We start from the raw sequence: 20,015 nt of genomic DNA on the forward strand, positions 1-20,015 counted from the left end.
GCCGCACGAATGACGTGCCTTCGGTCGTCTCCCTGGGCAGCCCTGTATCCCGGCCGGAACACCGGCCGGGATACAGGGGCTGTGCCCCGGGAGGCTCACATGTAGGTGAAGTTCACCGGGTTGCTGGGACCTGAGGCCGTGTTGACGACGACGTTCACCGTGCCGGCGCTGTGGGGTGGACTCGTGACGGTCACGAACGTCCCGAAGGACTGCGACACGATGGTGGCCGGGACGCCGCCGAACGTGACCGAGGTGACGCCGTTGAGGTTGGAACCGACGAGCAGGACGCTCGTGCCGCCGACGGTCGACCCGGAGCTCGGGATCGCAGCCACGAGATTCGGGGGAAGGCTCGCGGACACGGTCTGGGTCACGGCGGGTGAGGTCGAGCCGTTGTAGCTACCGCTTCCGCCGTACACGGCGGTCAGCGAGTGACTCCCCACGCTCAGGCTGGAGGTCGTGAACGTGGCCACCCCTCCGGAGAGCGCCCCGGTGCCCAACAGGGTCGCGCCGTCGAAGAACGACACGGTTCCCGTCGGAGTCCCGCCGCCGGGGGCCACTGCCGCGACGGTGGCCGTCAGAGTCACCGCCTGGCCGGACCCCGAGGGGTTCGGCGAGGCGGTGAGGGCCGTGCTGGTGTTGGCCTTGTTGACCGTTTGTGTGTCGATGAGGGAGGTGGAGGTGTTGTAGTTGGCGCTGCCGTTGTAGGTGGCGGTGAGTGGGTGGCTGCCGACGGTGAGGGTGGAGGTGGTGAGGGTGGCGACGCCTCCGGTGAGGGTGCTGGTGCCGATGAGGGTGGCGCCGTCGAAGAAGGAGACGGTTCCGGTGGGGGTGCCGGTTCCGGGTGCGGTGGCGGTGACGGTGGCCGTGAGGACCTTCGGCTGGCCGAAGACGGAGGGGTCGGGGGTCGAGGTGAGCGTGGTGCTGGTGTTGGCCTTGTTGACTGTCTGTGTGTCGATGAGGGAGGTGGAAGTGTTGTAGCTGGCGCTGCCGTTGTAGGTGGCGGTGAGTGCGTGGCTGCCGACGCTGAGGGTGGAGGTGGTCAGCGTGGCGACGCCTCCGGTGAGGGTGCTGGTGCCGATCAGGGTCGCGCCGTCGAAGAACGAGACCGTCCCGGTGGGGATGCCGGTTCCGGGTGCGGTGGCGGTGACGGTGGCCGTGAGGACCTTCGGCTGGCCGAAGACGGAGGGGTCGGGGGTCGAGGTGAGCGTGGTGCTGGTACCGGCTTTGTTGACCGTTTGTGTGTCGATGAGGGAGGTGGAGGTGTTGTAGCTGGCGCTGCCCCCGTAGGTGGCGGTGAGTGGGTGGCTGCCGACGCTGAGGGTGGAGGTGGTCAGCGTGGCGACGCCTCCGGTGAGGGTGCTGGTGCCGATCAGTGTCGCGCCGTCGAAGAACGAGACCGTCCCGGTGGGTGTGCCGGTTCCGGGTGCGGTGGCGGTGACGGTGGCCGTGAGGACCTTCGGCTGGCCGAAGACGGACGGGTCGGGGGCCGAGGTCAGCGTGGTGCTGGTACCGGCTTTGTTGACCGTCTGTGTGTCGATGAGGGATGTGGAGGTGTTGTAGTTGGCGCTGCCCCCGTAGGTGGCGGTGAGTGCGTGGCTGCCGACGCTGAGGGTGGAGGTGGTGAGGGTGGCGACGCCTCCGGTGAGGGTGGTAGTGCCGATGAGGGTCGCGCCGTCGAAGAACGAGACCGTTCCGGTGGGGATGCCGGTTCCGGGTGCGGTGGCGGTGACGGTGGCCGTGAGGACCTTCGGCTGACCGAACACGGACGGGTCGGGAGCCGACGTCAGGACGGTGGCCGTGTTGGCCGGGTTCACCGTCTGCGTATCAACGGGGGATGTGGAGGTGTTGTAGTTGGCGCTGCCGTTGTAGACAGCGGTGAGCGCATGGCTGCCGACGCCCAACGTGCCGGTGGTCAAGGTGGCGACACCCCCGGACAGCACGGCGGTGCCCAGCAGCGTGGCGCCGTCGAAGAACGACACCGTCCCGTTCGCCGTGCCCCCGCCCGGAGCGGTGACCGCCACCGTGGCGGTGAGGACCTTGCCTTGGCCGAAGACGGAGGGGTCGGGGGCCGAGGTGAGCGTGGTGCTGGTGTTGGCCTTGCTGACCGTCTGGGTGTCGATGGGCGAGGTCGATCCGTTGTAGCTGGCGCTGCCCCCGTAGACCGCGGTGAGTGCGTGGCTGCCGACGCTGAGGGTGGACGTGGTCAGCGTGGCGGCGCCTCCGGTGAGGGTGCCGGTGCCGATGAGGGTGGCGCCGTCGAAGAACGAGACCGTTCCGGTGGGTGTGCCGGTTCCGGGTGCGGTGGCGGTGACGGTGGCCGTGAGGACCTTCGGTTGGCCGAAGACGGAGGGGTCGGGGGCCGAGGTCAGGGCAGTGCTGGTACCGGCTTTGTTCACTGTCTGGGTGTCGACGGGGGATGTCGATCCGTTGTAGCTGGCGCTGCCGTTGTAGGTGGCGGTGAGTGGGTGGCTGCCGACGGTGAGGGTGGAGGTGGTGAGGGTGGCGGTGCCGGCGGTGAGGGTGCTGGTGCCGATGAGGGTGGCGCCGTCGAAGAACGAGACCGTCCCGGTGGGTGTGCCGGTTCCGGGTGCGGTGGCGGTGACGGTGGCCGTGAGGATCTTCGGTTGGCCGAAGACGGAGGGGTCGGGGGCGGAGGTCAGGGCAGTGCTGGTACCGGCTTTGTTGACCGTCTGGGTGTCGATGGGCGAGGTCGATCCGTTGTAGCTGGCGCTGCCCCCGTAGACCGCGGTGAGTGCGTGGCTGCCGACGGTGAGGGTGGCGGTGGTCAGCGTGGCGACGCCTCCGGTGAGGGCGCTGGTGCCGATGAGGGTGGCGCCGTCGAAGAACGAGACCGTCCCGGTGGGGATGCCGGTTCCGGGTACGACCACGGTGACTGCTGCGGTCAGAGTCTTCGTCTGGCCGAACACCGCCGGATCCGGTACTGAGACCAGGGCGGTGGTGGTGTTGGCCTTGTTGACGCTTTGGGTGTCGGTGGGGGAGGTGGATCCGTTGTGGTTGGCGCTGCCGTTGTAGGTGGCGGTGAGTGGGTGGCTGCCGACGGTGAGGGTGGTGGTGGTGAGGGTGGCGACGCTTAGGCGGTGAGGGTGCTGGTGCCGATGAGGGTGGCGCCGTCGAAGAACGACACGGTCCCGGTGGGAGTACCCGCTCCTGGTGCGACTGCGGTGACCGTGGCTGTCAGGACCTTGGCCTCACCGAAGGCGGAGGGGTCGGGGGCGGAGGTGAGTGTGGTGGTCGTGTTCGCCGCGCTCACTGTCTGCGTGTCGATGGGCGAGGTCGATCCGTTGTGGTTGGTGCTGCCGTTGTAGGTGGCGGTGAGTGGATGGCTGCCGACGGTGAGGGTGGAGGTGGTGAGGGTGGCGGTGCTTAGAGCGGTGAGGGTGCTGGTGCCGATGAGGGTGGCGCCGTCGAAGAACGACACGGTCCCGGTGGGAGTACCCGCTCCTGGTGCGACTGGGGTGACCGTGGCTGTCAGGACCTTGGCCTCACCGAAGGCGGAGGGTCGGGGGCGGAGGTGAGTGTGGTGGTCGTGTTCGCCGCGTTCACTGTCTGCGTGTCGACGGGGGACGTTGATCCGTTGAAGTCTCCATCGCCGCTATAGACAGCGGTCAACGGATGGCTGCCGACGGTGAGGGTGGAGGTGGTGAGGGTGGCGGTGCTTAAGCGGTGAGGGTGGTGGTGCCGATGGGGGTGGCGCCGTCGAAGAAGGTGACGGTGCCGGTGGGGGTGCTTAAGCGTCGGAGGTGACGGTGGCGGTGAGGGTTTTGGTTTGGCCGAAGACGGAGGGGTCGGGGGTGGAGGTGAGGGTGGTGGTGGTGGGGAAGGGGATGGTTTCGGTGACGCTGACGGTGTTGTCGCTGTTGTTGGTGACGTAGGCGTGGGTGCCGTCGGGGGTGAGGGCGATGCCGAAGGGCCCATGCCGACGGGGAGGGTGAAGGTGACGGTGTTGGTGGTGGTGTCGATGATGCTGACGGTGTTGTCGCCGTTGTTGGTGATGTAGGCGAAGAGTCCGTTGGGGGAGATCGCTACGTTGGTCGGTGCGCTGCCGACGGGGATGGTGGTGGTGACGGTGTTGGTGGTGGTGTCGATGACGCTGACGGTGTTGTCGCCGTTGTTGGTGACGTAGATGGTCAGGCCGTTGGGGGTGGCTGCCGCTCCGGTCGGTGAGGTGCCGACGGGGATGGTGGTGGTGACGGTGTTGGTGGTGGTGTCGATGACGGAGACGGTGTTGTCGCTGACGTTGGTGACGTAGACGGTCAGGCCGTTGGGGGTGACGGTGACCCCGAATGGTGCGCTGCCGACGGGGATGGTGGTGGTGACGGTGTTGGTGGTGGTGTCGATGACGCTGACGGTGTTGTCGCCGACGTTGGTGACGTAGACGGTCAGGCCGTTGGGGGTGGCTGCCGCTCCGGTCGGTGAGGTGCCGACTGGGATGGTGGTGGTGACGGTGTTGGTGGTGGTGTCGATGACGGAGACGGTGTTGTCGCTGACGTTGGTGACGTAGACGGTCAGGCCGTTGGGGGTGATGGCCACCCCTAACGGTGAGGTGCCGACGGGGATGGTGGTGGTGACGGTGTTGGTGGTGGTGTTGATGACGGAGACGGTGTTGTCGCCCTCGTTGGTGACGTAGGCGAACAGGCCGTTGGGGGTGATGGCCACCCCGGTCGGGAAGTTGCCTACGGGCACGGTCGGGTCGAGCAGTGCTGTTACCGGTGTCCGTCGGTATGCGAGCTGTCCGATTCCGAGCAGCTGTCGCCACTTCGACTGAAAACTCTTGGCCATGACGCACCCCTTGATCGTGATGCGGGTTGTCTGGACGGTCGACCTGGGTGCCGGGTATTTCACGGCATCCAGGTGTGTCCGGAAAACCTTCCAAGGGAGTTGCCCACTCGGCAGGGCCACTGGCTATTTCGGCCAGCACATGCGACGGCCCATCCCCCGGGAAGGATGGGCAACCCACCGAGTCCAATACCAGAAGTAACGCACCGATCCCCGCAAGCGGACAGACACAGAGACCCATATTCACTCCAAAGGACTAACCCAAGACGCCGTCCAGCAAGAGTGGGAATCGACAAGGCGACGCTCACCGTGGTGAGTGACCTGGGCACCTCCACTTCTGGGTGATCACATGCACGCACGCCATGCTCACAGAAAGCGTGAGCAGTTGAGGCCGAGCAAGGACGCCCGATTGCGATCTCTGCAGGACGGCAGGCGACGGGCGGCGTCGATTATCTCGGTCGAGTCCCGTCGCTTGTTCACCGTGGCGGTTCGGGGCCCAGGAGACTTCACGGTGGCATGCGATCTGTTGGCAAGGCAGTCGCCGATCGGCTACTCATCCCGCTGACAGCCGGTAGGTAACTCGGCGTGCCTACTTGGACTTTGAATACCGCCTGCCCCCCGCCGGCAGAGCCGATCCGCATGCACCTGGACCAGCACGCTCAACTTTCCGGAGGCGACAGTCCGCTGACGGAGTTGCCGACGCCTCACGTCGGCATCACGTCATTGAGGAGTGAGCTGGCGCTTGCGGCACCCTTCACACCGACGTCTCAGCGCCACTGCTTTGAGGGCGCCTACCGTGTGCAGATTCGTCGTGCATGAGTCAATGGATCGCCTTTTCAGCAGAGATGAGCTCAGTCGAGAAGGGCCTGATGGCTCGGTGGGGCACACGCCACCGTGAGTCGTAATGATCTTTGGCGTGGTCGGAGTGCGGTCGGCCGTCATGTGCTGCGGCGACGACGTCGACTTCAAGTTCAAGCCGGCCCGATACGCCGGGAGATCCTGCGTCGCAGGAGATCGCCGGCCAGCAGCAAGGGGGAAGCCTCGAGCCGCTCCTCCAAAGACCCATCGACGACGTCCGCCAGTTGGTAGCCGCCCTCCAACTCTGCATCGAGAAGAGGGGCGACCGCCCCATCGGTCGGCCACTTGGTCGGCGTTAACTGCTCATCGCGACCAGCCGGTGTGTGACAACCCTCAGGGCGAGAGATCAGCTCCATTGAGTCGGCGTGACGCCTTGGGCAACCGCGTCTTGGGTTAGTCCTTTGGAGTGAATATGGGTCTCTGTGTCTGTCCGCTTGCGGGGATCGGTGCGTTACTTCTGGTATTGGACTCGGTGGGTTGCCCATCCTTCCCGGGGGATGGGCCGTCGCATGTGCTGGCCGAAATAGCCAGTGGCCCTGCCGAGTGGGCAACTCCCTTGGAAGGTTTTCCGGACACACCTGGATGCCGTGAAAAACCCGGCACCCAGGTCGACCGTCCAGACAACCCGCATCACGATCAAGGGGTGCGTCATGGCCAAGAGTTTTCAGTCGAAGTGGCGACAGCTGCTCGGAATCGGACAGCTCGCATACCGACGGACACCGGTAACAGCACTGCTCGACCCGACCGTGCCCGTAGGCAACTTCCCGACCGGGGTGGCCATCACCCCCAACGGCCTGTTCGCCTACGTCACCAACGAGGGCGACAACACCGTCTCCGTCATCAACACCACCACCAACACCGTCACCACCACCATCCCCGTCGGCACCTCACCGTTAGGGGTGGCCATCACCCCCAACGGCCTGACCGTCTACGTCACCAACGTCAGCGACAACACCGTCTCCGTCATCGACACCACCACCAACACCGTCACCACCACCATCCCCGTCGGCACCTCACCGACCGGAGCGGCAGCCACCCCCAACGGCCTGACCGTCTACGTCACCAACGTCGGCGACAACACCGTCAGCGTCATCGACACCACCACCAACACCGTCACCACCACCATCCCCGTCGGCAACGCACCATTCGGGGTCACCGTCACCCCCAACGGCCTGACCGTCTACGTCACCAACGTCAGCGACAACACCGTCAGCGTCATCGACACCACCACCAACACCGTCACCACCACCATCCCCGTCGGCACCTCACCGACCGGAGCGGCAGCCACCCCCAACGGCCTGACCATCTACGTCACCAACAACGGCGACAACACCGTCAGCATCATCGACACCACCACCAACACCGTCACCACCACCATCCCCGTCGGCAGCGCACCGACCAACGTAGCGATCTCCCCCAACGGACTCTTCGCCTACATCACCAACAACGGCGACAACACCGTCAGCATCATCGACACCACCACCAACACCGTCACCTTCACCCTCCCCGTCGGCATGGGCCCCTTCGGCATCGCCCTCACCCCCGACGGCACCCACGCCTACGTCACCAACAACAGCGACAACACCGTCAGCGTCACCGAAACCATCCCCTTCCCCACCACCACCACCCTCACCTCCACCCCCGACCCCTCCGTCTTCGGCCAAACCAAAACCCTCACCGCCACCGTCACCTCCGACGCTTAAGCACCCCCACCGGCACCGTCACCTTCTTCGACGGCGCCACCCCCATCGGCACCACCACCCTCACCGCTCTAAGCACCGCCACCCTCACCACCACCACCCTCACCGCTCTAAGCAGCCATCCGTTGACCGCTGTCTATAGCGGCGATGGAGACTTCAACGGCTCGACGTCCCCCGTCGACACGCAGACAGTGAACGCGGCGAACACGACCACCACACTCACCTCCGCCCCCGACCCCTCCGCCTTCGGTGAGGCCAAGGTCCTGACAGCCACGGTCACCCCAGTCGCACCAGGAACGGGTACTCCCACCGGGACCGTGTCGTTCTTCGACGGCGCCACCCTCATCGGCACCAGCACCCTCACCGCCGGCACCGCCACCCTCACCACCTCCACCCTCACCGTCGGCAGCCATCCACTCACCGCCACCTACAACGGCAGCGCCAGCTACAACGGATCGACCTCGCCCATCGACACCCAGACCGTGAGCGCGGCGAACACGACCACCACGCTCACCTCCGCCCCCGACCCCTCCGTGTTCGGTGAGGCCAAGGTCCTGACAGCCACGGTCACCCCAGTCGCACCAGGAACGGGTACTCCCACCGGGACCGTGTCGTTCTTCGACGGCGCCACCCTCATCGGCACCAGCACCCTCACCGCCGGCACCGCCACCCTCACCACCACCACCCTCACCGTCGGCAGCCATCCGTTGACTGCTGTCTATGGAGGGGATGGGGACTTCAACGGATCCACGTCGCCCGTCGACACACAGGTCGTGACCGCGGCGGACACGACCACCACGCTCACGTCGGCTCCTGACCCGTCCTCCTTCGGTCAGGCGAAGATCCTCACCGCCACAGTGTCAGTCGTCCCACCCGGAGTGGGTACTCCGACCGGGACGGTGTCGTTCTTCGACGGCGCGACCCTGATCGGCACCAGCACCCTCACCGGAGGCGTCGCCACCCTCACCACCTCCACCCTCACCGTCGGCAGCCATCCGTTGACTGCTGTCTATGGCGGCGATGGTGACTTCAACGGCTCGACGTCCCCTGTTGACACGCAGACGGTGAATGCGGCGGACACGACCACGACGCTCACGTCGGCTCCTGACCCGTCATCCTTCGGTGAGGGCAAGGTGCTGACGGCGACGGTCACCGCTGTGGCGCCGGGAGTGGGTTCTCCGAGCGGGACGGTGTCGTTCTTCGATGGCGCGACGCTGATCGGGACCGGCACTCTGGCCGGTGGTGTTGCGACGCTGACCACGTCCACGCTGAGCGTCGGCAGCCACGCTCTCACCGCCGTCTATGGCGGGGATGGTGACTTCAATGGTTCCACGTCGCCCGTGGATACGCAGACCGTGACCGCAGCGGACACGACCACCACCCTCACCTCCGCCCCTGACCCGTCATCCTTCGGTGAGGGCAAGGTCCTGACAGCGACGGTCACCGCAGTCGCACCAGGAGCGGGTACTCCGACCGGGACGGTGTCGTTCTTCGACGGCGCGGCTCTGATCGGCACCGGCACCCTCGCCGCCGGCGTCGCCACCCTCACCACCTCCACTCTCAGCGTCGGCAGCCATCCGTTGACTGCTGTCTATGGCGGCGATGGTGACTTCAACGGCTCGACGTCCCCTGTTGACACGCAGACGGTGAATGCGGCGGACACGACCACGACGCTCACGTCGGCTCCTGACCCGTCCTCCTTCGGTCAGGCGAAGATCCTCACCGCCACAGTGTCAGTCGTCCCACCCGGAGTGGGTTCTCCCACCGGGACCGTGTCGTTCTTCGACGGCGCGGCTCTGATCGGGACCGGCACTCTGGCCGGTGGTGTGGCGACGCTGACCACGTCCACGCTGAGCGTCGGCAGCCACACTCTCACCGCCGTCTATGGCGGGAGTGGTGACTTCAATGGTTCGACGTCGCCTGTTGATACGCAGACGGTGAGTGCGGCGGACACGACCACGACGCTCACGTCGGCTCCTGATCCGTCCGTGTTCGGTGAGGGCAAGGTGCTGACGGCCACGGTGGCTGCTGTGGCGCCGGGAGCGGGTGTTCCGAGCGGGACGGTGTCGTTCTTCGATGGCGCGACGTTGCTGGGCACCGGGACTCTCGCCGGTGGTGTGGCGACGCTGACCACGTCCACGTTCAGTGTCGGCAGTCATCCGTTGACTGCCGTGTATGGCGGGAGTGGTGACTTCAGCGGTTCGACGTCTCCGGTGGACACGCAGACGGTGAATGCGGCTGATACGACGACGTTCCTCACGTCGGCTCCTGATCCGTCCGTGTTCGGTGAGGGCAAGGTGCTGACGGCCACGGTGGCTGCTGTGGCGCCGGGAGCGGGTGTTCCGAGCGGGACGGTGTCGTTCTTCGATGGCGCGACGCTGATCGGGACCGGCACTCTGGCCGGTGGTGTTGCGACGCTGGCCACGTCCACGCTGAGCGTCGGCAGCCACGCTCTCACCGCTGTCTATGGCGGGAGTGGTGACTTCAATGGTTCCACGTCGCCCGTCGATGCACAGACGGTGAGTGCGGCGGACACGACCACGACGCTCACGTCGGCTCCTGATCCGTCCGTGTTCGGCGAGGCCAAGGTTCTGACCGCTACGGTCACGGTCGTCGCCCCTGGAGCAGGTACGCCGACCGGGACGGTGTCGTTCTTCGACGGGGCCACCCTCCTCGGCACCGGCACCCTCGCCGGCGGCGTGGCAACCCTCACCACCTCCTCTCTGAGCGTCGGAAGCCATGCGTTGACCGCCGTCTACGGTGGAAGCCCCGACTTCAACGTCTCGACGTCTCCGGTGGATTCGCAGAGCGTGAACGCGGCCGACACCACCACTGCACTCACCTCGGTGCCCGACCCGTCAGCATTCGGCGAAGCCAAGGTGCTGACTGCGACCGTCACGCCCGTTGCTCCAGGAGGTGGTACTCCGACCGGGTCGGTCTCCTTCCTCGACGGTGCCACGTTGGTCGGGACCGCCACTCTTGTCGGCGGAGTCGCGACTCTCACCACCTCGTTCCTCGGCGTCGGCAGCCACCCGCTCACCGCGGTCTATGGGGGGAGTGTCGGCTTCAATGGTTCGACGTCTCCGGTGGACACGCAGACGGTCACTGCGGCTGATACGACGACGGTCCTCACGTCGGCTCCGGATCCGTCGGTGTTCGGTCAGGGGAAGGTGTTGACGGCTACGGTGGCTGTCGTCGCTCCGGGGGCGGGTGTTCCGAGTGGGACGGTGTCGTTCTTCGATGGTGCGACGCTGCTGGGTACGGGCACTCTTTCCGGGGGTGCGGCGACGTTCGCCATCTCGACGCTGAGTGTTGGGAGTCATGCGCTCACTGCGGTCTATGGGGGGAGTGTCGGCTTCAATGGTTCGACGTCTCCGGTGGATCCGCAGACGGTCACTGCGGCTGACAGCAGCACGGTCCTCACGTCGGCGCCGGATCCGTCGGTGTTCGGTCAGGGGAAGGTGTTGACGGCCACGGTGGCTGTTGTGTCGCCGGGAGCGGGTGTTCCGAGTGGGACGGTGTCGTTCTTCGATGGTGCGACGCTGCTGGGTACGGGCACTCTCTCCGGGGGTGTGGCGACGTTCACCACCGCCACGCTGAGTGTTGGGAGTCATGCGCTCACCGCGGTCTATGGGGGGAGTGTCAACTTCAATGGTTCGACGTCTCCGGTGGACACGCAGACGGTGAACGTGGCTGCCACGACGACGGTCCTCACGTCGGCGCCGGATCCGTCGGTGTTCGGTCAGGGGAAGGTGTTGACGGCCACGGTCACTGTCGTCGCTCCTGGGACGGGTGTTCCGAGTGGGACGGTGTCGTTCTTCGATGGTGCGACGCTGCTGGGTACGGGCACTCTCTCCGGGGGTGTGGCGACGTTCACCACCGCCACGCTGAACGCCGGGAGCCATGGGCTCACCGCCGTTTACGGGGGGAGTGGCACCCACAACGGCTCCACGTCGCCGGTGGATGTGCAGTCGGTCAACAAGGCCAACACCACGACGAGCGTGTCCTCTTCGCCGAATCCGTCGGTGTTCGGGCAGCCGGTGGTCTTGACGGCAATCGTCGCGGCGGTCGCTCCGGGGGGTGGCACGCCGACCGGAACGGTGACGTTCTTCATCGGCGGTATCCCCCAGACGCCGGCGACCCTCACCGGGGGAGTGGCCACATTCACCACCACCACTCTCGGCGTCGGCACCCGCACGGTCAGGGCCACCTACAACGGGAGCAGCAACTACAACACCTCCACCTCCAGCACCATCAACCAGACGGTGACCAAAGCCAACACGTCCACGGCATTGGCGTCGGCTCCGGACCCGTCGGTGTTCGGCCAGGCGAAGGTGCTGACTGCCACCGTCACGCCCGTAGCTCCAGGAGGTGGTACTCCGACCGGGGCCGTGTCCTTCTTCGAAGGCGCCACGCTGCTCGGGACCGCCACTCTTGTCGGCGGAATCGCCGCCCTGACCACGTCAGCCTTCACCGTCGGCAGTCACTCCCTGACCGCTGTATACGGCGGAAGCGGCAATCACAACGCGTCCACCTCCCCGGTGGATCCGCAGACGGTCACTGCGGCTGACAGCAGCACGGTCCTCACGTCGGCGCCGGATCCGTCGGTGTTCGGTCAGGGGAAGGTGTTGACGGCCACGGTGGCTGTTGTGTCGCCGGGAGCGGGTGTTCCGAGTGGGACGGTGTCGTTCTTCGACGGTGCGACGCTGCTGGGTACGGGCGCTCTCTCCGGGGGTGTGGCGACGTTCGCCATCTCCACGCTGAGTGTTGGGAGTCATGCGCTCACCGCGGTCTATGGGGGGAGTGTCAACTTCAATGGTTCGACGTCTCCGGTGGACACGCAGACGGTGAACGTGGCTGCCACGACGACGGTCCTCACGTCGGCGCCGGATCCGTCGGTGTTCGGTCAGGGGAAGGTGTTGACGGCCACGGTGGCTGTCGTCGCTCCTGGGACGGGTGTTCCGAGTGGGACGGTGTCGTTCTTCGATGGTGCGACGCTGCTGGGTACGGGCACTCTTTCCGGGGGTGTGGCGACGTTCACCACCGCCACGCTGAACGCCGGGAGTCATGCGCTCACTGCGGTTTACGGGGGGAGTGGCACCCATAACGGCTCCACGTCGCCGGTGGATGTGCAGACGGTCAACAAGGCCAACACCACGACGAGCGTGTCCTCTTCGCCGAATCCGTCGGTGTTCGGGCAGCCGGTGGTCTTGACGGCAATCGTCGCGGCGGTCGCTCCGGGGGGTGGCACGCCGACCGGAACGGTGACGTTCTTCATCGGCGGTATCCCCCAGACGCCGGCGACCCTCACCGGGGGAGTGGCCACATTCACCACCTCGACACAGAGCGTCGGAGCACACTCCGTCAGGGCCACCTACAACGGGAGCAGCAACTACAACACCTCGACCTCCAGCACCATCAGCCAGACGGTGACCAAGGCCAACACCAGCACGGCTCTGTCCTCTGCGCCGAACCCGTCGCTCTCCGGCCAGCCGGTGACCTTGACTGCGACCGTCACCCCAGTTGCCCCCGGCGGAGGCACACCCACCGGAGCCGTCTCGTTCTTCGACGGGGCCACCTTGCTCGGCACCGGCGGGCTCTCCGCGGGAGTCGCCACGTTCACCACGTCCACGCTGAGTGTCGGCAGCCATTCCCTGACTGCCGTGTACAGCGGAAGCGGCAGTCACAACGCCAGCACCTCGCCGGTGGTCACTCAAACGGTGAGCTGACGGCCTGAACGTCCGTGCCCCGGCCGGCTTTGGGCGGTGCCGGGACACGGACGGTGCGCGTGCATGACGTCGGTTTCCAAGACCTGGGCACGGTCTCGGAAACCGGCGTCGTCGTGCGCGGACCGATGGCCCGTGTGGCAGCTCTGATGAGTTGCAGCAGACATGTGCGGTCGGCCGCTGTCCGTGCCATCAGGGCGACGGTACCGAGCTGCCCGTCAGCCCCGTCAGCCCCGTCAGCCCCGTCGGCCTCCGCCACGAGTACCCCGCATGCCACCCGGTCGCGAACGGGTGGCATGCGGCTTGGCGTAGTCCTGCTCCTGAGGGCTCATCGGGTGGTGGGAACCGACTCAGCGGACGACGTGGCTGCAGACGGCGTAGACCGTCAGGCCGCCTGTGCCGTTCGAGAAGGCGACGCCCACCCAACCCCGGCCGTCAGAGGTGGGGTACGTCCCCTGGAGGACACCGTTGGGCGTGTACGCCCCGCCGCCGACCACTCGCGTGAAGTTCGGGCAGTGGACCGTCTGGGGGACACCGTCAGGGGCGGTGGAGAAGTGCCGAGTAACGATTCGGCTGTCGTAGGCGGCCTCGACGCCGGCACGCCCGCTGCTGACAGTGGGGTTGGTAGGGGGCGTGCCCTGAGCATGGGCGCTGAGGCCGGTGCCCAGGAACGCCGCCGCGGTCATTGCACCGACGGCGAGAATACGCGTGCTCCGCATGTCTTCCTCCACTTTTTGCCGCAAAGAGGTTCATCCGAACCATCCGTGAGATTAGCGGCATGTGCATATGCATGCCGCCTATGCATGGGCCAGTTGGAGCAGTGGGCCAGGCCGACCCCGTCCGGGTCGAGCTGCCCGAGGGCGCCGCCTGCCGGCAGCGTGGGACGGGCTTCTTCGCCCGGGCGGCGTACCCCGTGCTTTCACGCGGACGCGCTCGAAGCCGTCCCCGACCTCGATGCCGTGCAGGGTGTTCACCGACATGTGCGAGGCGTATCCGGCGGGCGACCGCGCGAGCGGCGTGGCGGAGCGGCTCAGCACCACCCTCGGGGCCACCACCCGATGCGATGGAACGTCGATTCGAATGCGGACGACCCAGACGGACCCTGATCTCGTCCACCACAGCACAGACGTTGGCGATCTGGAACAGGGCGCCTTCGTCCTTCCTGTGCGCCACGCACGCACAGTCGACGAAGGTGGACACGGCCTGTTCATCGTCGCTCAACTCGCCCAAAGATGGGGCACCCGCTACACCGCGGGAGGCGAGACCGTCTGGAGCGAACAGGCCCTACCTCACTCCGGCCTCCCCTCATGACGTTCCCGAGGCGGCCGCTGCCCGTCCTTGGCCAGGCTGGACGGCTCCCGATCGGGCAACAGGTCCACTGGTCGGAGGGTCTGGACATCGACCAGAAATCAGACAACGGGGATACGACTGCTGGCGGGTCACGGCCAGGATGGCGATGTCGTCCTGATGGCCGCCCCCTGTAAGCGCCTTCGCTGTCAGCTGCGACACGGGTCGGCTTCCCGTCGTTCCGTCCCACCGGATGCTTTCAGCGGGACGGACGCACTGCTGTCGACGAGAGGTTGGGGCAGCAACCGTTGAGGATTGAGGACAGGGCGCTCTTCTCGGCGGAGTCGACCGAGAGTCCGTAGTAGTACGTCACCTGGACCCAGGCATGGGCGTAGGTGCAGCGGGCGGGCCACCAGGTGGCAGGGTCCTGGTCGCCCCCGGACTGGTTGACGTTGTCGGTGACCGCGAGAAGGTGGAGGCGAGTGAGGTCGTTGGCGAGCGACTGTCGCTTGGAGGTGGCCCAGTTGTCGGCTCCTGAATCCCACGCCTCGGCAAGGGGGATGAGGTGGTCGATGTCGATGTCGGATGAGGCGGACCAGGTGGCTCCGTCGTAGGGGGAGTGCCGGCTGCCGCTCGTGGCGGCACAGGAGGAGTTGGTGACGACGTTGGTGCCGTCGCGCTTGAGGATTCTGCGGCTTCCGCCGGACGGGCCCTTCGAAAAGACCCTCGCCTGGCGTGCGATCAAGCGCCAGGCAGTCGCGTACGGCGAATCAGTCGTTGTCGTTGTAAAAGGTGATGCCGTTCCAGTCTGTGACGCACGAGCGGCTCAGGAAGATCCAGCCGATCGCGCTGTCGCGGACGACGATCGCGGGGTTGGACCCGTTCGTCGTGAAGCGATACATCACGGTGGACCCTGGATTGCCTGCCACGTCGCGCAGTGAACCGTCGCTGTATGCACTGGTCGTGTAGTAGTTGTAGTACGCCGTGCAGGCTGGGTTGACCGTGATTGCGGTGCCGTCCGTTGCCGCGTGCGCGGCTGCGTTGAAGTTGTATCCGATCGTTCGGCGGTGCGAGATGTTGTCCTTGGTCGCGTCGCTGCACGACTCCGCGACGGACGCGGTCGGGCTGGAGCCGAGGGCGCCGGGCGGGATCCAGCCACAGATGTTGTTGCCGCCCAAGCTGCGCCCGTAGTGGTAGTTGCTGGCGGCGGTCTGGTGGACGTCGAAGGACGAGCTGGCCATGGCGGTGCCGACCCAGTAGCCGCAGACCTTGTTCTGGATCCAGGTGCCGGCCGGGATGGTGCCGGAGTTGTTGCACCCGGTCGGCTTAGGCGAGTTCGGCTGGACGGTGTACCTGTTGACGTTCGCCTGGGAGGAGGTGGGGAGCAGGCCGACGAGCGCGGCCGCCGCGGCGAGGGTGATGGCGGCGCGTGCGCGGCGTCGGAGGGTCGTGCCGATCGTGGTCATCACTGCAACTCCTTCGTGCCGGAGGGATGGTGCGGTGGGAAGCCGCAGCCGCAGGTGGTGACAGCGGGCCCCATGGGCGCGGCTGACCGAGACGGACGGTGCGGCTGCCGCCAAGCGCGCGGCCAAGCCCTCGGAGAACGGGGTTGACCATGTGAGTTTGTCTCCTCTGCTGGATTCCGATAACTGCCGACTGCTGTACGGAGGCATCGACATATCTGACCGCGGGGGCCTGACTGTGCAGGGGCTGACCTGCCCCGCACGCGTGGTCGGCCGCTGCACTCGCGGTGCCGGTCAAGCGACCAACGCCTGTCAGGTGTGCGATCCGGCGGCGCCGTATGCGCCGTAAATGCGGAGGTCACCACTCTTGCGGCGGGATGTGGACCTTGGCTGGGAGTGCTCCAGGGCGATCGTGGCGGCGACGATCGCCCCTACGGCAAGGACCCGTTCTGAGGCGCTGAACGGCCATCAACTCCTCGACGACGGGAAGAAGGTTCGCCGCCCGCAGGAGGTGTCCGCGCAGGTGAACTGGCGGACCCGCAGGCGTGGGTTCTGAGCCCCGGCGTGCCCCGTCCGCCGGACGGGGGCACTTCTGTCTGCCGGCTCAGCAGCCGCCGCAGTTGTAGTAGAGGACGTCCCAGTGGTTGCCCTCGTCGGCGTAGATGTTTCCGGAGCCGGACTGGTACTGGGGAGCGCCGTCACCACGGAGCCCTATGTAGCTGAAGGTGGTGTGGATGTAGTTGGTGAGACACGTGGACTTGCCGTAGTCGAGCTTGTAGCCGTTCCAGTGTGAGTACGTACCGCTGGCGTGCCCGGTCTCGGTGCCGCCGGTGATGTTGAGCGCGCAGCCGGTGGCGCTCTTCAGGGTCTGGGCCCCCTGGGCGGTGGCGAGGTTGAGCTGATCGAAGGACGTGCAGGTGGCGTTGTTCCGGTTCGAGCAGCCGCCGGAGGACGACCAGGTGATACCGGACGAGCTGAACCGGGACGTGGCCTGTGCGTGCGTGAGCTTGGTGACGGCGTGAGCCTCGGTGGCGCCGCTGCCGAAGGCGCCGACGCCGGGGACGAACAGGGCGCCGAGGACGAGGGCGAGCACGGACAGGGCCGAGCGCAGTTTCGGGCGATGCAACATAGGGGGATTCCTCCTGCTCATGACAACTTTGGGGACGGGGCTGCCGCATGGTGGAGCAGGGAGATAGTGCCCGAGTGCTACGCGCGTCACAAGAGCCAGCCCGAACGAGTTGGCCATTGAGGTTGAACTTGTTTGATCCGCCGTCAGAGGGTCACAGTTCGAGCGACGCCGACAAAGCTGCTGAGCACCACCGATGGCGCCGAGGGGCGGACGGAGGTCCGTCGGGAGCAGGGGCGTTGAACCGGAAGTCTTCAGGGGCGACGTTGGTGTCCGCGTTGGCGGTCAGGTTCACATGAACTGCCAGTTCGTTGCCGGGCAGCTGGTCGCGGCTCAGTTCGGTAGCCATGATCAGGCTGGCGGTGGAGTCGCGGACCGCGACCTGGGGCCCCGCACCATGCGGTAGGCGCCATGGACGACGCCTCGTACGCGCCCGGATCCGCGGTGCAACTCGCCCTGAAGGACATCGAACTGGCCGCGGCGCCGCCACCCCCAGCCCTCTGCTCCAGGCCGTACGAGACCGTCTCGAAGCGACCGTCGCAGCCGGCCACGACAACGACGACCTCGCCGCCGTCGACTACTTGAGGAAGTCGTCGTCGTAGTCCGTACGGGGCCGTCGTTCCGGTCCCGGGTCTCCTTGCTTCTACGGAATTCCTTGGCAGCCACCCGTCGACCTGAACAGGCCACTGAATGGTGACTACTTCGATCATCGTCGGAGGAAGCAGCGGACTGGGCCGCGCCGTAGCCCAGCGATTCGCCGACCGTGGAGACACTCCTCATCACCAGCCTCACGACGGCGCACGCCGACACGGTGGCCAACGAAATCGGCGGTCTGACCAGAGGCCTGGCCGTTGACCTGTCGCAGCCGGAGACGATCGCCGCCGCGCTCGGCGATGTGCGCGAGGTCGACAACCTGGTGATCACAGCGAACGCGGCCACCGCGGACATCGCCTGACCGGCTCGTGACCAGGTGATGGGAGATGTCCGACGAGCAGTGGGACGCCATCCTCGACGTGCACCTCAAGGCGCCGTTCCGCATTCTGCGCGCCGCCCAGCCGCACATCTCCCGCCTGGCGAAGGCGGAGAAGGCGCGCGGCGAGGCAGTGCACCGCAAGGTCGTCAACATCTCCTCGGCCGCGGGGTGAAGGGCAACGTCGGCCACCAACTACTCCTCCGCCAAGATGGGCGTGATCGGGCTGACCAAGTCCCTGGCCAAGGAGTGGGGCCGATACAACGTGAACGCGGTCGCGTACGGCCTGCTCCGCACCCGCCTCACCGAGGCGTCCGCCGGCGGCGACGCCAGCATCGACATCCAGGTCCGCAAGCTGCCCGTGGGCGTCAACCCCGGCCTGCCCGCCCAGACCCGTGCACCGCCCTTACGCCCGCCCGCACCGGAACGCGAAGAGAGGCAGCTCATGACCGCCGCCCGCAAGCGAGTTCACGAAGGCGGCGAACGCTGCGGTCCTCGACCAGCTGGCCTTCGACGACGAACGCGACTTCGCCGATACGAGCCGCGGACGGATCGCCCCGCTCCCGGACGGCGGAGTGATCCGCGACGGACGCGGGGAGATCGTCTTCGACAGCACGGTCTTCGACTATGTCGACGGACCTGCCCTGGACACGGTCAATCCGAGCCTGTGGCGCCAGTCCCGCATCATCAAGCACGCCGGTCTCCTCCAGGTACTGGCGCAGAGCACTTGTTCCGCAGGTGTCGTATTCCTGGGCAGGAGGGTCCGTCAGCTCCCTCGGTACGTGGCGCTGGGCCGAGCGAATTCGCTGGTCGGCATGGGGGGCAATACGGGATGCTGCACGGGTGATCGAGCGAGAAGCTGCCGTTCGCGCTGTCGAAGGACAGTTGGAGCGCGACTATCAGCAGTGGCGGGCTGTGAGTGTGGACGCGATGCGGATGGCTGTGGTCCGTGTCGAGGAGCACGAACTGGTGTGGATCGTCTCCTGGCAGTCCGAGGAGTTCGTACGCACTCGGAACTCGAAGTACATGCTGATTGGTAATGGGCCGTACCTGGTCGACCGCGTGGACGGGGGACTGCATCAGATCGGCGTCGTCTCCGCGAAAACAGGGGAGTGGGAGATCGACTACCGGGTCCGGATACGTGGGCTGCCGGTGCGGACCGCAGTAGACGACCTGCACGATGCGCTCTGTGGGGTCGCCGCTACGCACGGACGCATGCACGCTGTGCGGACACTGCGCCAGAGGTTGCCGATGCTCTCGCCGGCGGAGGCCATCGAGTACGTGAGCGCGCTGCTGGACGGTGATGCGCCCGCGCGCCTCGTGGCCGTTGCCACCAACGAACTCGTGGAGTCTTTCAACCCGGTACTTGCAGTGGAGACCATCCCGAGCGGGGCTGCGATCCGAGCCCATCAGAGACCCGAGGGATGACTGGAAAGCCAGTCGCCATGTCGATCGCGCATCCGGTCCCGTTCCTCGGACGTGGCAAGGAAGACGTCGGCGCCACCGTCGTAGGGGTGGTGGACGCGCTGCATCCGGCTGTCGGTGATGAGGACGCCCGCCACCTTGTCATCGGCAATGTCTCGGAGCAGCTCGTCGATGCAGCCACGCCGCCAGGGCCGGCGGGCGGTGAAGAGGTGGCAGTACGTGCGGAACTCAGGGTCAGGATCGTCCCCCACCAGCAGGCTCTGCCAATACCCCGTGACGGGTTGCGATGGCGGACCCTCGGCTTCGGTCGTCCAAAGCGGTGTGATCACATACACGTCCGCACCAGCGAACAACTCATCGAGGACGGTGTTGTAACGCTCCAGTACGACGGTGTACTCGCTCTCGTCCTCCGCGTATCGCTTTGACTCCGGCAGGCTGTGAAAACGTACCCAGACACCTCGATACGGGTCACGGAGCTTGTACCCTACTGGAGGGCAATTAGGCCAATTCTGATGCCACAGCTCCGTCAGATCCGCCTGCCCGTCTCCAGACACCCGCCGCACTCATCCTCTCGCATATGTACCCACCGACGTCCATGATGTCGGGTCTCACCCACGAGAGAAACCGACTTCTTAGCTGTAGCTTCGCCGGCCGCTGATGAGC

At 66.4% G+C, this 20,015-nt stretch carries 15 protein-coding genes and 3 pseudogenes; 8 read left to right on the forward strand and 10 right to left on the reverse strand.

All coding sequences use genetic code 11. The features are described from left to right. Positions 1 to 95: 95 nt before the first annotated feature. From HEP85_RS36345 to HEP85_RS36360, 4 genes and pseudogenes are all read right to left on the reverse strand, one after another. Positions 96 to 2,927, reverse strand: a complete 2,832-nt coding sequence (locus HEP85_RS36345) for an Ig-like domain repeat protein (RefSeq protein WP_369658003.1) — start codon at positions 2,925 to 2,927, stop codon at positions 96 to 98. A gap of 45 nt (positions 2,928 to 2,972) precedes the next feature. Continuing rightward, positions 2,973 to 3,077, reverse strand: a pseudogene (locus HEP85_RS36350) (hypothetical protein); the annotation flags it as partial. A gap of 14 nt (positions 3,078 to 3,091) precedes the next feature. Beyond that, entirely contained in the window at positions 3,092 to 3,592 is a 501-nt protein-coding gene (locus HEP85_RS36355) for an Ig-like domain-containing protein (RefSeq protein WP_369658152.1), read from the reverse strand. Beyond that, a complete protein-coding gene (locus tag HEP85_RS36360) occupies positions 3,490 to 4,800 on the reverse strand; it encodes a beta-propeller fold lactonase family protein (protein ID WP_369658004.1) in 1,311 nt (436 codons plus the stop codon). Before HEP85_RS36360 ends, HEP85_RS36355 begins: the two co-directional genes overlap by 103 nt. Positions 4,801 to 6,305: 1,505 nt before the next feature. Between HEP85_RS36360 and HEP85_RS36365 the strand changes: the two genes are divergently transcribed. The 3 genes and pseudogenes from HEP85_RS36365 to HEP85_RS36375 all read left to right on the forward strand — a co-directional run bounded on the left by HEP85_RS36365 (position 6,306) and on the right by HEP85_RS36375 (position 13,084). After that, a complete protein-coding gene (locus HEP85_RS36365) occupies positions 6,306 to 7,358 on the forward strand; it encodes a beta-propeller fold lactonase family protein (RefSeq protein ID WP_369658005.1) in 1,053 nt (350 codons plus the stop codon). Between the two features lie 44 nt (positions 7,359 to 7,402). After that, a pseudogene (locus HEP85_RS36370) lies at positions 7,403 to 7,795 on the forward strand (Ig-like domain repeat protein); the annotation flags it as partial. Positions 7,796 to 7,888: 93 nt separating this feature from the next. Further along, on the forward strand, positions 7,889 to 13,084 hold the full coding sequence (locus HEP85_RS36375; protein WP_369658153.1) for a beta strand repeat-containing protein: 5,196 nt from the start codon (positions 7,889 to 7,891) through the stop codon (positions 13,082 to 13,084). A gap of 347 nt (positions 13,085 to 13,431) precedes the next feature. Here the strand turns inward: HEP85_RS36375 and HEP85_RS36380 are convergent, their stop codons facing one another. The 5 genes and pseudogenes from HEP85_RS36380 to HEP85_RS36400 all read right to left on the reverse strand — a co-directional run bounded on the left by HEP85_RS36380 (position 13,432) and on the right by HEP85_RS36400 (position 17,306). Then, positions 13,432 to 13,800, reverse strand: coding sequence for a hypothetical protein (locus tag HEP85_RS36380; RefSeq protein WP_168531725.1), 369 nt, complete (start codon positions 13,798 to 13,800; stop codon positions 13,432 to 13,434). An 827-nt stretch (positions 13,801 to 14,627) separates the two neighbouring features. After that, positions 14,628 to 15,056, reverse strand: a pseudogene (locus tag HEP85_RS36385) (DUF1524 domain-containing protein); the annotation flags it as partial. Between the two features lie 82 nt (positions 15,057 to 15,138). After that, complete coding sequence (locus tag HEP85_RS36390; protein ID WP_168531727.1) at positions 15,139 to 15,834, reverse strand: hypothetical protein; 696 nt, start codon at positions 15,832 to 15,834, stop codon at positions 15,139 to 15,141. A gap of 601 nt (positions 15,835 to 16,435) precedes the next feature. Then, a complete protein-coding gene (locus HEP85_RS36395; protein ID WP_168531728.1) occupies positions 16,436 to 16,960 on the reverse strand; it encodes a hypothetical protein in 525 nt (174 codons plus the stop codon). A 151-nt stretch (positions 16,961 to 17,111) separates the two neighbouring features. Then, a complete protein-coding gene (locus tag HEP85_RS36400; protein ID WP_168531729.1) occupies positions 17,112 to 17,306 on the reverse strand; it encodes a hypothetical protein in 195 nt (64 codons plus the stop codon). A gap of 62 nt (positions 17,307 to 17,368) precedes the next feature. On the opposite strand from HEP85_RS36400, the gene HEP85_RS36405 reads away from it, so the two are divergent. From HEP85_RS36405 to HEP85_RS36425, 5 genes are all read left to right on the forward strand, one after another. Further along, positions 17,369 to 17,542 carry a hypothetical protein gene (locus tag HEP85_RS36405; RefSeq protein WP_168531730.1) on the forward strand — a complete coding sequence of 58 codons (174 nt, stop codon included), beginning with the start codon at positions 17,369 to 17,371 and terminating at the stop codon, positions 17,540 to 17,542. A 178-nt stretch (positions 17,543 to 17,720) separates the two neighbouring features. After that, positions 17,721 to 17,912 carry a hypothetical protein gene (locus tag HEP85_RS36410; protein ID WP_168531731.1) on the forward strand — a complete coding sequence of 64 codons (192 nt, stop codon included), beginning with the start codon at positions 17,721 to 17,723 and terminating at the stop codon, positions 17,910 to 17,912. A gap of 25 nt (positions 17,913 to 17,937) precedes the next feature. Further along, complete coding sequence (locus tag HEP85_RS36415) at positions 17,938 to 18,102, forward strand: hypothetical protein (protein ID WP_248002219.1); 165 nt, start codon at positions 17,938 to 17,940, stop codon at positions 18,100 to 18,102. A 36-nt stretch (positions 18,103 to 18,138) separates the two neighbouring features. After that, positions 18,139 to 18,774, forward strand: a complete 636-nt coding sequence (locus HEP85_RS36420; protein ID WP_248002220.1) for a hypothetical protein — start codon at positions 18,139 to 18,141, stop codon at positions 18,772 to 18,774. Then, a complete protein-coding gene (locus HEP85_RS36425) occupies positions 18,771 to 19,355 on the forward strand; it encodes a YrhB domain-containing protein (protein WP_168531732.1) in 585 nt (194 codons plus the stop codon). The genes HEP85_RS36420 and HEP85_RS36425 overlap by 4 nt, the downstream gene beginning before the upstream one ends. On the opposite strand, the gene HEP85_RS36430 is transcribed toward HEP85_RS36425, so the two are convergent. Continuing rightward, positions 19,337 to 19,906, reverse strand: coding sequence for a hypothetical protein (locus HEP85_RS36430; RefSeq protein WP_211118124.1), 570 nt, complete (start codon positions 19,904 to 19,906; stop codon positions 19,337 to 19,339). The two genes, HEP85_RS36425 and HEP85_RS36430, sit on opposite strands and share 19 nt — an antisense overlap. Positions 19,907 to 20,015: the final 109 nt, after the last annotated feature.

The sequence above is a fragment of the Streptomyces sp. RPA4-2 genome (assembly GCF_012273515.2).
Taxonomy (GTDB): domain Bacteria; phylum Actinomycetota; class Actinomycetes; order Streptomycetales; family Streptomycetaceae; genus Streptomyces; species Streptomyces kaempferi.